Source organism: Rhizobium sp. 01T437 (assembly GCF_056398505.1).
Genome location: NZ_JBFTPM010000004.1, coordinates 292,598 through 307,198, shown reverse-complemented (window position 1 = coordinate 307,198; position 14,601 = coordinate 292,598). Strand labels below are relative to the sequence as shown.

Below are 14,601 nucleotides of genomic sequence, written 5' to 3'. Positions count from 1 at the left end.
CATCCAATCAAACTGCAAATCGTGTCCTGTAGGGTTCGTGGCGTAGGACTTCGGGATAGGCTCGATGCTGCTGGATCTGCGGACAATCTATTTCATCGTTGCGGTGAGCTGCGTCGTTTTGAGCGTTCTCCAGTTCGCTGCCTATGCGACGGGCCGCTTCGAACGCTGGCCGCTCTGGTGGGGCGCCAGCAACCTGCTCGTCGGTATCGGTTCCTTCCTCGTCGCGCTGCGCAATCTCGTTCCCTACTACATCTCCATCGATGCGGGTAATGTGCTGACCATCGTCGGCTACATGCTGATGTTCTTTGCCGTCCGCGCCTTTGCGGGACATCCCATCGACCGGCGCTATTCCTGGCTCGTGATAATCTGCGGCAGCATGCCCGTGGCGCTTTTCATCAGCGATCCCGCAGCGATATCTGAGCGTCTCCTCTATGTCTCGGTGATCTGCTGCCTCTGCGATATCACGATCGCCAGGGAAGCAGCCGGCATTCTCCGCCGCGAGAAACTTTATTCGGCGGCTCTTCTTCTGGGGCTTTACGTCGTCACTGCGGCGATTTTCGCGGTTCGCAGCCTTCTCGCCGCAACCCGAGACATCGGCGGGCCGGATCCCTTCGGCAGCAGCGTCATCCATAGCTGGATGGCGGTATCGGCCGTGGCCTTCATCATGCTTCGCAGCATGGCAATGGTGCTGATGGCGGCCGAACGGAGCCGGAACCAGCTCATCGAGCTTGCGCATCACGATCCCCTGACCGGCACGCTCAACCGCGGCGGTCTTGCCCAGCATGTGCCGTTGCTCGCCGGCCAGCCGGTATCGCTCCTCATCATCGATATCGACAATTTCAAGCAGTTGAACGACCAGCACGGTCATGCCGCCGGCGACGAGGTCCTACGACTTTTCTCCAAAGTGTCGAAGGGCATCATGCGTTCCTGCGACCTGCTTGCCCGGCAAGGCGGGGATGAATTCCTGGCGGTGCTCCGCAATGTCGATCGGGAAGAAGCGGTAGAGATCGCAAACCGCATCCGTCTTTCCTTTGCGGCAGCTGTCATGCAGATGCCGGACCTGGCGATCTTCCCGACACTCAGCATCGGCGTTTCCACACGCACGGAAGGGAACGGGGACTTCGAGCGGCTCGTGCAGAAGGCGGATGAGGCGCTTTACCGTTCGAAACGCCAAGGCCGCGACCGGGTCGAAGCGTCAGGGGAAAACCAGCAGGCCGCTTGAGCCGGGCCCACCCCTTCTAGATGTTTTGATCCATAGTTTCGGCTGGGATTTCATCATTGCGATGAATACGCACGACAGCCGCGGGAACGCCGGCAACCGTGCAATGGGCCGGGACTGCTTTCAGCACGACACTACCGGCCGCGATTTTGCTGAAAGCGCCGATCTCGATATTGCCGAGGATCTTTGCACCGGCGCCGATCATCACGCCGTGGCGGATCTTCGGGTGGCGATCACCTGTCTCCTTGCCCGTACCGCCGAGCGTAACGTTCTGCAGGATAGAGACTTCATCTTCGATGACGGCCGTCTCGCCGATGACGATGCCCGACCCATGGTCCAGCATGATCGAGGAACCGATCCGTGCAGCCGGATGGATATCCGGACCGAAGACCAGCGAGGCGAGGTTTGAAAGCCAGCTCGCAATCTCGACACGGCCAGCCATCCATAGGGCATGGGCAATGCGATGGGTCTGCAGGGCGTGAAAGCCCTTGAGGTTCAACAATGCGTGCAGATAGGTGGTGCAGGCAGGATCTCGTTCGCGCACGGCCAAAAGATCGGCTTCGATTGCGACACCGATATCGGGGTGTTCCTGCAGTGTGCTGTAAAATAGCTGGAACAGGTCTTCGGCATCGACCTTCGCGACCGAGAGGCGCGCCGAAATCACATGCGCGATGATATCAGCGTCATTTTCTGTGCGGATGATTTGTGTTTCAAGGAGTGTCCGCAGGGTTGGTTCCCGCGCTGCCAGATCGATCGCTTCCGTGCGGATTGCCGACCAGACGGACCAGAATGCGCGCGGCTCATCGGCGGCAGCGTTATTCGGAACAGGCATTGTCGGGTCCTTCTTAAAAATCTTCTTGCGGCGGCGTGTCAGCGATGGGCTGGGCCGGGATCATACACCGGTTCTGGCAGGCGGCGCCAATAATAGAGCGTGTCGGGCTCTCTTTCCTCGTTGCCGCTGCCGTCTGTTTCTTCAATGGACGAGAATCCATGTGATTCATAGAAGGCACGGGCGCGGCGATTTCGCTGGAAGGTCCAGAGGCGGATATCGTCCATGTCATTCATTGCTGAAGAGAGAAGCGTCGTGCCGATTCCCACACCCTGGACGTCGGGCAGAACGTAGACCTGCTCGATCCAGCCATTGCCGTAGGCGATAACGCCAGCCAGCCGTCTGTCGACAAACGCTGCGAGAACCGTGTGTTCTCGCAGCAGATGTGTTCGCCAGCAGGCCTCGTCCTCCTCCGGGGGTGTGAAGGTCGGGAAGATGCGGCATCACGCGCCATAATGCGGTGCGCCGCACCATGGCAGCCTCATACATGTCCTTGGAACCCAGGGCCGTTGCTTCGACAGCCATGGGATCAGGCCGTCGCAATATCCACGACGCCGCAATCGCCGGTTTCGGAAGCAAAGGCGAGAAGCTTACCGTCCTTGCTCCAGCTCATGCTGGTGATGGCGCCCTTGCCGGGACGGCGCAGTAGCGCTTCCTTACTGTCGGCGAGGCGAACGGCAAGGATCATGCCGTCGATGAAGCCAATGGCGAGTATATCCTCAACCGGGTGGAATTTCACCGCAGTCGCCATGATGTTGGCCCGCGTGCCGAGTTCCAGCGGCGCCTTGCCCATCGGACCGTCCTTGCCCTGGAAGGGCCAGACGATGGCGGCCGGCGCACCGGAGGAGGCAAGCCACTTGCCCTTGGCGGACCAGGAGAGCGACTTCACCTTGGCCGGATAGCCGGTCATGCGCATGTGGCGGGCTTCGGTGCCAGACTTGACGTCGAGCTTCCAGCCGTGAAGCGCATTTTCCTGCATTGATGTGACCAGGAAGTTGCCATCGGGCGAGAAGGTGACGCCGGTATGGGCGCCCTTCCATTCAAGATCAACAGGCTTGGCGCTTGTGCCGACCCAATGCAGCGATACGCCGTTATAACGGGCGGCTGCGATGCGCAGGCCCTTGGGCGCGAAGGCGATGCCTTCGACCGTGCGCTCTTCGGGAAATTCCTTCGTCGTGCCATCGGTGAGGCGCACGAGCGTGCTCTTGCCGTAGGAATAAGCGATCGCACCCTGCGGGCCGGCGGCGACTTGCGAAATCCATTTGCGCGGGGCCGAGGCAATTTCGCTGACGCTGCCGTCAGCGGTAATGCGCAGCACCTTGCCATCCTCGCCGCCCGAAATCAGGCTTTCGCTGTAGGGGTCGCGGATCGCTGTCAGCATGCCCTGATGGGCTTCGATGACCTTGTCGCCGCCATTGAGCCGGTGAAAGGTACCGTCGGCATTCGCGAAAAAGGGGACATCACCTAAAAATTCGACGGCCAGAACGTGGCCGTCGAGATCAAGCGGTGCAACTGTTGGCATCAGGCGGTCGCCTCGCACGCCTTGAAGGATTCTTCCAGCTTTGTGCGATCAAGGTCGCGACCGATGAAGACGAGACGGCTTTCGTGCTTTTCGCCATCCTTCCACGGACGCTGGTGATCGCCTTCGATGATCATATGCACGCCCTGGACGACATAACGCTCGGCGTCATCCTTGAAGGCGATGATGCCCTTGAGGCGCAGGATGTTCGGGCCTTGCGTCTGGGTGATCTTCTGGATCCAGGGGAAGAAGCGCTCCGGGTTCATCTCGCCGCCGCGCAGCGAAACGGACTGCACCGTTATGTCATGGATGGCCGACATCTCACCATGATGATGGTGTTGATGGTCGTGGTCATGATCGTGATGATGGTGGTCATGACCATGGTGATCATGATCACAGTCCGGGCCGCAGACATGATCGTCATGGCCGTGCTCGAGGAAATGCGGATCGTTTTCCAGCGCGCGCTCGAGGTTGAAGGCGCCCTGGTCCAGAACGCGGGCGAGATCAACGCCGGAACGGCTCGTCTTATAGACGCGAGCTGCCGGGTTGATAGCGTTCACGATGTCTTCGATCTGGGCCAGTTCTTCTGGCGTGACGAGATCGGTCTTGTTGATGATGACGACGTCGGCGAAGGCGATCTGGTCTTCGGCCTCGCGGCTGTCCTTCAGGCGCAGCGGCAGGTGCTTGGCATCGACGAGGGCAACAACGGCGTCGAGTTCGGTCTTGGCGCGGACGTCATCATCCATGAAGAAGGTCTGGGCAACCGGAACCGGATCGGCGAGGCCGGTGGTTTCGACGATGATGCCGTCAAAGCGGCCGGGACGGCGCATCAGGCCTTCGACGACGCGGATGAGGTCGCCGCGGACCGTGCAGCACACACAGCCATTGTTCATTTCGTAGATCTCTTCGTCGGATTCGACGATCAGGTCGTTGTCGATGCCGATCTCGCCGAACTCATTGACGATGACTGCATATTTCTTGCCGTGGTTTTCGGAAAGGATGCGGTTGAGCAGCGTCGTCTTGCCGGCACCGAGATAACCGGTAAGCACGGTGACGGGGATGGGCTTCTGCTGTGTCTGGATCGCGTCGGTCATGAGAACCTCGAAAGTAGGATATTGACCCCGAGGGCAAAGTGCGGGGCCTGAATGGGTCGGTTTCATATAGGCGCTTGGAAGCGGCAGTTCAAAGGGTTTTGTATGTTATAAGATCACATTGCTTTCTGTGCAAAGCCGCGCCTTCATCGCAGCGTTTCTGCGTCGAAAGCATCGACATCCTGCAGTAACTCCACCAATCCGCTGACCGCATGGGCAATCAGCGCCTCGCCCTTTTCTGCGGTTGCCTTTTTCGCATTGCCTGCAACGCCTTGCGGGTTGAGGTCGGACATCTTCCAGCCRAAGGCATGCGGGCCATAGGCGCGCAGGTGCTTGAAGCGCCGGGCGAGCTCTGTCTGGCTGGAAGGGAAGTCGGCAGCTTTCTCCATATCCACCCTGCCCGGATAGAGAGCCAGCATGACAGATGTTTCGATATCTCCGCCATGAATGTCTACAGCCTTTTCATCCGGCGAAATCACACCCTCCGGCAGGCCGAAGCGGGTCCAGCTCGTGGCGACGGCCAGCATGTTGAAGCGCACGCGTGCTTCCGTGGCGACGATGGTCATCAGTGGCGAGTTGCCGCCATGGGCATTCAGCATCACGAGTTTGCGGATACCGAGCTTCGAGAGGTTTTCAGCGATATGGAGCCAGCGCTTTACGGCTGTATCAAAAGAGAGCGTCTTCGTTCCTTCAACATCCATGTGCTCTAAGGAGTAGCCGACCGATTCGACAGGGAGTACGGTGACGGGCAAACCGGCCGGAAGGGCGGTTTTGAGCCTGTTGACGATGCCCTGCGCGATCAATGTGTCGGTTTCGAAGGGCAGATGGGGACCGTGCTGTTCATGTGCGCCGAGTGGCAGGACCGTAATCCATTGGTGCCGGGCCTCTGGAGCAAGTGCGGGATCATTGTCCTCGAAACGGAACGACGGAACCAACATCGGCCTTGCCTCTTGTTTATGACGAGATGATGGGCAATGTCATAACGCAGCCTGGGCAGTGCTTAAAGATCAAAGGGATGGCAATGGGCAAGAAGCATAAGGACGGCAAGAAGCGCAAGAAAAAGAAGGACCAGACCGAGTATACGCTTGTCGATCTTTCGCCGGCTCTGACGCAGGCTGCCCGCTCCATGCGCACGGTCCTGTCGCGCAACCTGCTCGAAAGCGGTCTCTATGCCGGCCAGGATGGCGTCATCATTTCCCTTTCCGAAAGCGACGGCATGACAGCCGGCGGGCTTGCCCAGAAGCTTGGTGTCAAGGCGCCTACCATGACCCGCACGATCGGCCGCATGGAGGCGCAGGGCTTCCTGGAGCGCAAGCCCGACGCCGAAGACGCCCGCCTCACCAAGGTCTATCTCACCGAGCTCGGCCGCGGCAGCGTTCAGGGGATCGAACTTGCGGCTTCCTCCTGCGACAAGCTCGCGACGCTCGATTTCTCCGAAAAGGAGATCCGCAATCTGGTGCGTCTGCTTAAGGCGATCGACGCCAATCTGCAGGCGGAGGCAATGCATGTCGACGAAGATGAGGAAGACTGAAAATTTCCTCAAAAGGCGAATTGCCTGCGCCGCTTAAATCTTTTAATTAAACTTTTTAAGGCTGTCGTTGCACTGCGGCAGCCGTTGACCAGCTTCACGCGTTGCCTGGAGGAGGAGACGTGGTCCAGAAGATCAAGCTTTCGACGATTGCCGAAACGCTCGGCATATCAACGGCGACTGTTTCCCTTGCCTTACGTGACAGTCCGCTGGTTGCCGGTAATACCCGCGAAAAGATCAAGGAACAGGCCCGCGCGCTCGGTTATATCTACAATCGCCGCGCCGCCAGCCTGCGCACGTCGCGCTCCGGCATTATCGGTGTTGTCGTTCACGACATCATGAACCCGTTCTACGGGGAAATCCTGAAGGCGATCGAAAGCGAACTCGATCGCAGCCGCCACACCTTCATTCTCTCCAATCATTACGATTCCGTCGAGAAGCAGCGCACCTTCATCGAAACGCTGCTGCAGCTCGGTGGTGACGGGGTCATCATGTCGCCGGCGATCGGCACGCCGCCGGAGGATATCCAGCTCGCTGAGGAAAACGGCATGCCGGCGATCCTTGTCGCCCGCTCCATGGACAGCCAGGATGTGCCGACCTATCGCGGCGACGACAGCTACGGCATTTCGCTTGCCACCAACCACCTGATCGGCCTCGGCCATCGCACGATCGCGATGATCGGTGGTACAGACCAGACCTCGACCGGGCGCGACCGCTATCAGGGCTATGTCAATGCGCTGCGCAAGGCCGGCATCGAGGTCGATCCGAACCTGCGCATTCCCGGCCCGCGCTCGAAGCAGGGCGGTTTCGAGGCAGCGGTGCATTTCCTTTCCCTGCCGCAGAAGCCTACGGCGGCCGTCTGCTGGAACGATCTGGTCGCGATCGGCCTTATGAACGGCATAGCGCGTGCCGGCCTCGTGCCCGGCAGCGATATCTCGGTGACCGGCTATGACGATCTGGAGGAAGCCTCGATCGCCACGCCGGCACTGACCACCGTCTGGAACGGCCAGACGGAGGTTGGACGTCTTGCCGCCCGCGCCCTACTTGATCGGCTTGCCGGCAGTCATGAGCCTGATGGTATCCATCTCATCAAGCCGGAAATGCGTATCCGCCAGTCCACAAGCCCTTATCGGCCGCGTTCCTGACCGCCGAAGCCAAGAGGAAAAGCCATGTCCCGCATTGCCGTTCTCGTTCCCGGGAAGATACATGATCGCGTTCTCGCCCAACTAAAGGATCGTTTCGAGGTAGTAACCGTCGATCGCGACGAGACGCTGAAGCTCGATGCCGAGACGGCGAAACGTATTCGCGGCGTGGCGCTCAGCGGAGTTTTCCCGGCCGCCTGGTTCGAACAATTGCCGAATGTGGAGATCGTCGCCAGTTTCGGGGTGGGTTACGACGGCATCGATGCGAAACTTGCGGGCTCGAAGGGCATCATCGTCACCAATACGCCTGACGTGCTGAACGACGAGGTGGCCGATACGGCCATTGGGCTCCTGCTCAATACCGTTCGCGAGTTGCCGAAGGCGGAAGCCTGGCTGCGGGACGGCAACTGGAAGCCTGGTGCCTCCTATCCATTGACGCGTTTTTCACTGAAAGGCCGCCATGTCGGCCTCTATGGTCTCGGTCGCATCGGCCTTGAGATTGCCAAGCGGCTGGAACCCTTCAAGGTGAAGATCAGCTATCACACACGCTCCCGCCATGCCGATGCGCCCTATGATTATCACCCGACGCTGAAGGGGCTTGCCGAAGCCGTCGACACGCTGATTGCGATCGTGCCGAAAACGCCGCAGACTCACCGCACGATCAACGCGGAGGTTCTTTCCGCGCTCGGGCCTGATGGCATCGTCGTCAATGTCGGCCGCGGCTGGACGATGGATGAGGATGCGTTGATTGCTGCGCTCAATGCAGGCACCATCGGTGGCGCCGGCCTCGATGTTTTCTATGATGAGCCGAACGTGCCGGCCGGTCTGCTTTCCGCACCGAATACTGTGCTGGTGCCGCATGTCGGCTCGGCCTCCATCCCGACGCGCAATGCGATGGCGGATCTGGTGGCGGAAAACCTCATCTCCTGGTTCGAGCAGGGCAAGCCGGTGACATCCGTGGCGGAAACCCCGGTCAAGCAATAGGCCGTTCCTCACTCCTTCCGTGAAGGCGGAGGGCGGGTTTCGCTTGTTCCTATTTTGCCCTTAGTCTTTTTCCCGTTTCCCACTTGGTCGACCGGGAAGGATTAGCTATGATTGGTTCCGGCCGCGTCCATTCCCAGCGGCCGTGATTTCATCGGCGGCATTTCGCCGTCTCAAGCTTACACATAGCGATTTGATCGGGGAGCGTCTGCTCCGCCCGGCGACTTTTCGCGCGGGCAGCCGGCGCCTCTGGAAGGAGGCAGAAATGGATTATCGCAAGCTCGGTCCCAGCGGGGCCATCGTCACCGCATATTGCCTGGGTACCATGACCTTCGGGAAGGAGTCCGATGAGGCGGCTTCCTTCAAGATGCTCGACGACTATTTTGCCTGGGGCGGCAATTTTATCGACACAGCTGACGTTTATAGCGCCGGTGCATCGGAGGAGATCACCGGCCGCTGGCTCAAGGCGCGTCCGACGCAGGCAAAGCAGGCCGTCATCGCTACCAAGGGTCGCTTCCCAATGGGCGACGGACCGAACGATATCGGCCTTTCCCGCCGCCACCTCAATCAGGCGCTGAACGACTCGCTGCGCCGGCTCGGCGTCGAGCATATCGATCTCTACCAGATGCATGCCTGGGATGCGCTGACACCGATCGAGGAGACGCTGCGATTCCTCGATGATGCCGTTCGCGCGGGCAAGATCGGTTACTACGGCTTCTCCAACTATGTCGGCTGGCACATTGCCAAGGCTTCCGAGATCGCCAAGGCACAGGGCTATACGCGCCCAGTGACGTTGCAGCCGCAGTATAACCTGCTGATGCGCGACATCGAGCTCGAGATCGTCGATGCCTGCCAGGATGCAGGCATGGGCCTGCTGCCTTGGTCGCCGCTCGGCGGTGGCTGGCTGACTGGCAAGTACAAGCGCGACGAGACGCCGACAGGTGCGACGCGCCTCGGCGAAAATCCCAATCGCGGCGGCGAAGCCTATGCTGCCCGCAACGCGCAGGAGCGGACCTGGGATATCATCAGCACTGTCGAGGAGATCGCCAAGGCACGCGGCGTCAGCATGGCGCAGGTGGCACTTTCCTGGGTGGCCGCGCGTCCGGCAGTGACCTCGGTCATTCTCGGCGCACGCACATCCGAACAGCTCGCCGACAATCTCGCTGCGGCGGAATTCGTGCTTTCGGCGGAAGAGACGGCAAAGCTCAACGAAGTCAGCGCGCCGACGCCGGGGCAATATCCGTATGGTGCGAATGGCACCAACCAGCGTCACCGCAAGATCGAAGGCGGCCGCTGAGCCATTGAGTTAGAGATGAAGAAGGCCGTCGGAGCGATCCGGCGGCCTTTCTGTTTTCAGGCGATTGCCTGCACCGGAAGCGATGGCAACTTGCCGCCGGCGTAATCTCTGACGGCATCGCCGAAAGCGGTAAAGAGCTTGTTCGAGGGCTTGTCGGTCTCGGCCCAGTATTCCGGGTGCCACTGTACGCCGACTGCGAAGGCCTTGGCGTTGATGACGGAGACGGCTTCGACCGTGCCGTCCTCTGCTGTAGCTTCGACCTGCAGGCGCGGGGCGGTCTTGGCGATTGCCTGGCGATGCAGCGAGTTGACGCGAATTTCACCGGCGCCGATGATACCGGCGATGCAGGAGCCTTCCTTGACGAAGACGCTCTGGCGGATCGCATACATGCCGTCGCGATCTTTCACATCGGGTTTCCGGTGGTCCCAGATGCCGGGCTGTTCCTGGATTTCGCTCGCAAGCGAGCCGCCAAGCGCAACATTCAATTCCTGAATGCCGCGGCAGATGGCAAGAAGCGGGATGGCACGATCGATGGCGCGGCGGATCAGCGGCAGGCTCGTGGCGTCGCGGGCGGGATCAAAGGGGCCATCGGCTTCGGTGGCTTCGAGGCCGTAGAGCGAGGGGTGCACATTGCTTGCGGAGCCGGAAACCAGCACGCCGTCCACGCGATCGAGAATGGCATCTATGTCATAGCCTTCTTCAAAGGCCGGAATGATGAAGGCCATTACGCCGGCTGCATTCAGCGCCGCGCGCACATATTGATGCTGCACGGCATGCCAGGTTGCGCCATCAAGGCTGCTGATATCGGCGGGAATCGCAACGATCGGTTTCGTCATTTTTGCCCCGAAGAAAACAATATCGGACGTTTGTGCGGCCAGATCGACCGTGAAGTCAACGCTTGGATGCACGCGGTGGCCAAATTGCGACGGTTCAAAAGTCCGGTGTTTACTGGAAGTTGGCTAAATAATTGATTTTAAAGTTTTCCAGCTCTTTCAAGTTTCAAACGCGACAATATCGGAGTGTCGGTAAATACATCCAATATTGTTGGGGATCGTGTTGCCGAGTGTCATCCCTTGAATTACATTCCAGCCGATTTCTGCAACCTGTGTTCGTAATTTTCGTGCGGCTTGACCGTATCGTTAAGAGGACGGACCAAGAGGATTGACGGCATGTCGGAACCGAAGACGACGGCACTCGAGACGAAACCTGACTTCATGCCCTCGATTGCGGCCGGCGGCCCGCCCGCCGTCGTGACCATCGTGCTTCCGCCGGAAAAGGCTGGCGATATCAGCGATCTGGCAGAGCGGTATCGGTTGGCGACGGCAGAGCCGCATACGCTTGTTACCTTCGGCCAGGAAGCCATCAGCAGTTTCGGTGCCAAGCTGGATACTATTCTCTCGCAGATTACCAACGCCCAGTCGCCGGTGCTTTTCGAGCTTTTCCGCACGATTCGCGAGGGTGTGAAGGATGCGGATCTGAAAGAGCTGGAGGCAAGCATCCGAGAGAAGCTGAAGGGAAGCTTTCTCGAACGTCTGCTGATGGCGGTCGGTCTTGGCGACCCTGCCAAACGGTTGAAGTCCGTGACGGATGAAGTGCGCGGCATGCTACAGAGCAAGGCGAAGTCGCTCAGCGATCTCATCAAGCCGATGGAAGCCCAGATTGATGAGGAAAGCGGCAAGCTCATTCTCGAAGTCTCGCGTATGAGCACCCTGGCGGAGGGATATCGCGATACGATCGTTTCGCTCGGGGTTTTCGTCGAGGCCGGCCGTCGCCTCATCGCTGACGCAAGCAGGGATCTCGAACGACTGAAGCAAGAGGCGGTCTCGGGCGATCCGCTCAAGGTTCAGGAAGCTCGCGACTTCTCGCAGAAGCTGGATATCTTCCAGAACCGCGTGCTCGTTCTTGAAACGGCCTACGCCAAGGCGCCGACGGATCTCGACTCGATCGGCATTGCGCGGGGTGCGGCCCTTGCGACGCTCGCTGATACCGTCACCTCTGCCAATGCCGAATTCAACGACATCAAGTCGATCCTGATCAGGCTGCATGCGCTCTTCCAGATGCAGTCGATCCAGCAGATCAATGCTATGCGGCGTGAGCTGCGGGCCTCGCTGCAGCAGTATGGCTCGCAGGTGCTCGAAGATGTTTCGGTCAATGCGGTAAAGGCAGCCGGCGAAACCCGCCTTGCGGATGCCGATCTTGTGCTCGGTACCGCCCAGCGGCTGCGGGCGATCGCCGACAAGGTCGTTGCCGAAGGCGAGCGCAACAAGGAGCGCTATGCCGCCGCCCGCACCAAGCTTGAACAAGCACGCCAGATCGTGATTGCCCGCCCGATCTGAGACCTCAGGAGAAGACAGCGCATGGCAACCTTTAATCTCAACAAGGGTCAGTCGTTCCAGATCCAGAAAGAGATCCAGCTCGTTCATTCCGGCCTCGTCTGGGATCCGCCGGAAGGCTCCGGTCCGGCCTTCGACCTCGATGTCCATTGTTTTGCGCTGGTTCATCCTGGTGGCGATTCAAACCGGGCGCGGCTCTACAATGACGGTTCGCATGCGCTATGCTACGCATTCGTGCGCAGCTCCAGCAATCCCGAGGGATCACTGTCCAAGAATGCCGACGGATCCTTCCAGACGGATGACGGCTCGATGTGGCATGAGCGCGACGACCGCACCGGACGTGGCGCTCTCACAAAGCCGGAGCCCGATGACGATGGTGGTGACGATCATCATGGCGGCGGTCATCACGACGAGGGCTTTCGCGAGGAGTTCAAGATCGTGCTGGCGAAGCTGCCGCGCGAGATTTCCGAGCTCGCCGTCTGGGCAACGATCCACGATGCCGCTCGCAAGAAGCAGGATTTCGGCAAGGTCAAGAACGCCTATATCGAAGTCTGCGATGCTATGGACGACGAGCTCTGCCGCTATCAGCTGACGGCCGAATTTGCCGGCAAAACGACGATCCAGGTTGCGTCCTTCCTGAAGCAGGCGGACGGATCCTGGAAATTCTATGCCGTCGGCGCGGGATCGAATGCCGGGCTCGGCGATGTCATCCAGGCCTATCTCGGCTGAGCGGAGGCTCTGCTTGACCAGCGGCAAGGCAGATGAACCGCCGGAGAAAAAGCCGGGCGGATCACCCAGGGTGCTTTTCCCGGAAAGTGCCGCGCCAGAGCCTGTTGTCGCTTCGAAGGATGGGAACCAGCCGAAGATACTCTTCGGTGCGCCCCGTGCTCCCGCGCCCAAGGGCGATCGCCCACGGGTTCTAGCCGCTGGGGAGGTGAGGCAACGCATCTCCTGCAGCGTCGCCGATCTTCAGGGCATGGATGTGAACGCGACCGAGGCGGTGGCAAAAGCAGCGTTGCGGATTGTCGATAGCACCAATCTCGATGATCATTATTTCGATGATGTGGTCCGTTTCGGTGCTCCTCTGCAGATCGAGCACGGCAGACTGGCGGAAAGCGAACTCAAGATCGTCAGCAGTGAAGTTGTGGCAGAGGGGAGACGGATTGCCGCCGAATTGCTGCAGTGCCTGACGGACCTCGATCCGGAAAGGGTGTTTGCTGTCCGCGGCGGTTTTCTCAATACCGTCAAGGCTCTCGCCGCGCCCCGTGATCCAGCCGGCCTTTTTTCTCGCCTCTATCCGGAGGTGCGGGCTTTGGCGACTGAACTTAATGCGCTTGCGCCCGAGATTGTTGCCGTTGCCAAGCAGGTACGTGCTGTCGGCAAGGCCTATAAGTCACTCTCGAATAACCTTGCCGGGCATATTCTTGCCGGTCGATTCCTCGTCCACCATATCGGCAGCCTTCAACTGCCCGACCGCGAGCGGCAGGCTCATTATGCCTCGCAGGCTGAAGCACTGGAAACACGGACATCAAGCCTTTCGGCAACGAAGGCGACCGTCGAGATGAGCATCTGGACCGTTGCGGCCGTCTCGCAGGAAATCGAAGCGCTCGCCCGCTTGGCCGAGGGCCTATTGCAGGAAGACCTGCCTGCCTGGCATGCGGCATATTCCGCAGCCCTAACGGCAGCGCGAACCGCTCAATCGGCGGAGCAGGCAAGGACAACGGTGTCGCTTCGCGACCTTCACACCCGCATTCTTGGAAAACTCAAACTGGAGAGGAATAGGCCGTGACGACATTCAAGCTACAGAAACCGGAGGAAGAGGTTCGCCGCGTCGGCTTCGTTTTGCAGAAACAGGGCATTCACGAGCGCATTCCGGCGCAGGTCGGCATCAATATCGATGTCTCGGGCTCCATGGGCGACCTTTTCAAATCCGGCGCGGTGCAGGCGGCGCTGGAGCGCATCCTTCCCGTCGCTCTCTATTTCGACGATGATGGCCGTATCGATACCTGGGCTTTTTCCAACAAGCAGAATATGGCGTCGCTGACGCCTGCCACGGCCAAGAATTACGAGGGCTACATTCAGCGCGAGATTGTCGGCAACCAGGATGTCCAGCCGATCCTGTGGGGCGGCACTGATTACGGTCCGGTCATCCGCTCGAACCTCATGGCTTACGGGCTGATGGAGGAAGAGGGGGCAGGTGGCCTGCTCGGCATGATCTTCGGCATGCGGCGCGACGCCTTCGGTGAGGAGACGCGGTCGGGCATTCCGGCAATCAATTATTTCCTGACAGACGGGGAGAATTCCGACCGGGACGCGGCCTGGGACTTGCTGCAGAAGGCTGAACAGGCTGATTCGCAGATTTACTATGTCATGGTCGGTATCGGCGACGAGAAGTTTGAATTCCTGCGTAGCGCCGCGGAGCATTTCCCGAATGTCGGTTTCGTCAGCGTCAGGGATCTCGGAAAGTTCGTCGRCAGCGACGATGCCTACGAAAAACTGCTTCCGGCCGAACTCTGCACTTGGCTCAAACATGAGCATGACGACGAGGACGACGATCATCATTGATCCCGAAGGCAAGCCCGGTCGCTTCATCGCGGAAGCGGCCGGCACCATGCAGCTAAGCTGCTGATTCCGATGGATGTGTGGCCTGCGCCACAGAAGC

General features: G+C 59.7%; 14 protein-coding genes and 1 pseudogene. 9 read left to right on the top strand and 6 right to left on the bottom strand.

Annotation, left to right across the window (positions count from 1 at the left end; all coding sequences use genetic code 11):
* Window positions 1–64: 64 nt before the first annotated feature.
* On the top strand, window positions 65–1,222 hold the full coding sequence (locus AC1DM5_RS10040) for a GGDEF domain-containing protein (protein ID WP_477818186.1): 1,158 nt from the start codon (window positions 65–67) through the stop codon (window positions 1,220–1,222).
* A 16-nt stretch (window positions 1,223–1,238) separates the two neighbouring features.
* On the opposite strand, the gene cysE is transcribed toward AC1DM5_RS10040, so the two are convergent.
* From cysE to AC1DM5_RS10015, 5 genes and pseudogenes are all read right to left on the bottom strand, one after another.
* A complete protein-coding gene (gene cysE / locus AC1DM5_RS10035; RefSeq protein ID WP_477818187.1) occupies window positions 1,239–2,051 on the bottom strand; it encodes a serine O-acetyltransferase in 813 nt (270 codons plus the stop codon).
* A 38-nt stretch (window positions 2,052–2,089) separates the two neighbouring features.
* Window positions 2,090–2,573, bottom strand: a pseudogene (locus AC1DM5_RS10030) (N-acetyltransferase family protein).
* Between the two features lie 4 nt (window positions 2,574–2,577).
* Window positions 2,578–3,570: a WD40 repeat domain-containing protein gene (locus tag AC1DM5_RS10025; protein ID WP_477818188.1), complete on the bottom strand. Its 993-nt coding sequence runs from the start codon at window positions 3,568–3,570 to the stop codon at window positions 2,578–2,580.
* Complete coding sequence (locus AC1DM5_RS10020; protein WP_477818189.1) at window positions 3,570–4,661, bottom strand: CobW family GTP-binding protein; 1,092 nt, start codon at window positions 4,659–4,661, stop codon at window positions 3,570–3,572. Before AC1DM5_RS10020 ends, AC1DM5_RS10025 begins: the two co-directional genes overlap by 1 nt.
* Before the next feature lie 143 nt (window positions 4,662–4,804).
* Window positions 4,805–5,596, bottom strand: coding sequence for a creatininase family protein (locus AC1DM5_RS10015; RefSeq protein ID WP_477818190.1), 792 nt, complete (start codon window positions 5,594–5,596; stop codon window positions 4,805–4,807).
* Between the two features lie 83 nt (window positions 5,597–5,679).
* On the opposite strand from AC1DM5_RS10015, the gene AC1DM5_RS10010 reads away from it, so the two are divergent.
* From AC1DM5_RS10010 to AC1DM5_RS09995, 4 genes are all read left to right on the top strand, one after another.
* The gene (locus AC1DM5_RS10010) at window positions 5,680–6,189 is read left to right on the top strand and encodes a MarR family winged helix-turn-helix transcriptional regulator (protein WP_477818191.1); all 510 of its coding nucleotides are present in this window, start codon (window positions 5,680–5,682) and stop codon (window positions 6,187–6,189) included.
* Between the two features lie 119 nt (window positions 6,190–6,308).
* A complete protein-coding gene (locus AC1DM5_RS10005) occupies window positions 6,309–7,331 on the top strand; it encodes a LacI family DNA-binding transcriptional regulator (RefSeq protein WP_113321897.1) in 1,023 nt (340 codons plus the stop codon).
* Window positions 7,332–7,355: 24 nt separating this feature from the next.
* Window positions 7,356–8,312, top strand: a complete 957-nt coding sequence (locus AC1DM5_RS10000) for a 2-hydroxyacid dehydrogenase (protein ID WP_477818192.1) — start codon at window positions 7,356–7,358, stop codon at window positions 8,310–8,312.
* A 262-nt stretch (window positions 8,313–8,574) separates the two neighbouring features.
* Window positions 8,575–9,606, top strand: a complete 1,032-nt coding sequence (locus tag AC1DM5_RS09995) for an aldo/keto reductase (protein WP_477818193.1) — start codon at window positions 8,575–8,577, stop codon at window positions 9,604–9,606.
* 56 nt (window positions 9,607–9,662) lie between these two features.
* On the opposite strand, the gene AC1DM5_RS09990 is transcribed toward AC1DM5_RS09995, so the two are convergent.
* Window positions 9,663–10,442 carry a gamma-glutamyl-gamma-aminobutyrate hydrolase family protein gene (locus AC1DM5_RS09990; protein ID WP_477818194.1) on the bottom strand — a complete coding sequence of 260 codons (780 nt, stop codon included), beginning with the start codon at window positions 10,440–10,442 and terminating at the stop codon, window positions 9,663–9,665.
* Window positions 10,443–10,775: 333 nt separating this feature from the next.
* On the opposite strand from AC1DM5_RS09990, the gene AC1DM5_RS09985 reads away from it, so the two are divergent.
* From AC1DM5_RS09985 to AC1DM5_RS09970, 4 genes are read left to right on the top strand one after another with little or no spacing between them, the layout of a single operon-like run.
* Window positions 10,776–11,942 (top strand): toxic anion resistance protein, encoded by a 1,167-nt coding sequence (locus tag AC1DM5_RS09985; protein WP_477818195.1) that lies wholly within the window; start codon window positions 10,776–10,778, stop codon window positions 11,940–11,942.
* A 21-nt stretch (window positions 11,943–11,963) separates the two neighbouring features.
* Complete coding sequence (locus AC1DM5_RS09980; protein WP_477818196.1) at window positions 11,964–12,668, top strand: TerD family protein; 705 nt, start codon at window positions 11,964–11,966, stop codon at window positions 12,666–12,668.
* Window positions 12,669–12,681: 13 nt separating this feature from the next.
* Entirely contained in the window at window positions 12,682–13,728 is a 1,047-nt protein-coding gene (locus AC1DM5_RS09975; RefSeq protein ID WP_477818197.1) for a hypothetical protein, read from the top strand.
* A complete protein-coding gene (locus AC1DM5_RS09970) occupies window positions 13,725–14,504 on the top strand; it encodes a VWA domain-containing protein (protein ID WP_477974950.1) in 780 nt (259 codons plus the stop codon). The genes AC1DM5_RS09975 and AC1DM5_RS09970 overlap by 4 nt, the downstream gene beginning before the upstream one ends.
* The last annotated feature ends 97 nt before the right edge of the window (window positions 14,505–14,601 follow it).

Coding starts and splice junctions, on each gene's coding strand:
- AC1DM5_RS10040 (WP_477818186.1), top strand. CDS start 65: ATGCTGCTGGATCTGCGGACAATCTATTTCATCGTTGCGGTGAGCTGC.
- cysE (WP_477818187.1), bottom strand. CDS start 2,051: ATGCCTGTTCCGAATAACGCTGCCGCCGATGAGCCGCGCGCATTCTGG.
- AC1DM5_RS10025 (WP_477818188.1), bottom strand. CDS start 3,570: ATGCCAACAGTTGCACCGCTTGATCTCGACGGCCACGTTCTGGCCGTC.
- AC1DM5_RS10020 (WP_477818189.1), bottom strand. CDS start 4,661: ATGACCGACGCGATCCAGACACAGCAGAAGCCCATCCCCGTCACCGTG.
- AC1DM5_RS10010 (WP_477818191.1), top strand. CDS start 5,680: ATGGGCAAGAAGCATAAGGACGGCAAGAAGCGCAAGAAAAAGAAGGAC.
- AC1DM5_RS10000 (WP_477818192.1), top strand. CDS start 7,356: ATGTCCCGCATTGCCGTTCTCGTTCCCGGGAAGATACATGATCGCGTT.
- AC1DM5_RS09995 (WP_477818193.1), top strand. CDS start 8,575: ATGGATTATCGCAAGCTCGGTCCCAGCGGGGCCATCGTCACCGCATAT.
- AC1DM5_RS09990 (WP_477818194.1), bottom strand. CDS start 10,442: ATGACGAAACCGATCGTTGCGATTCCCGCCGATATCAGCAGCCTTGAT.
- AC1DM5_RS09985 (WP_477818195.1), top strand. CDS start 10,776: ATGTCGGAACCGAAGACGACGGCACTCGAGACGAAACCTGACTTCATG.
- AC1DM5_RS09980 (WP_477818196.1), top strand. CDS start 11,964: ATGGCAACCTTTAATCTCAACAAGGGTCAGTCGTTCCAGATCCAGAAA.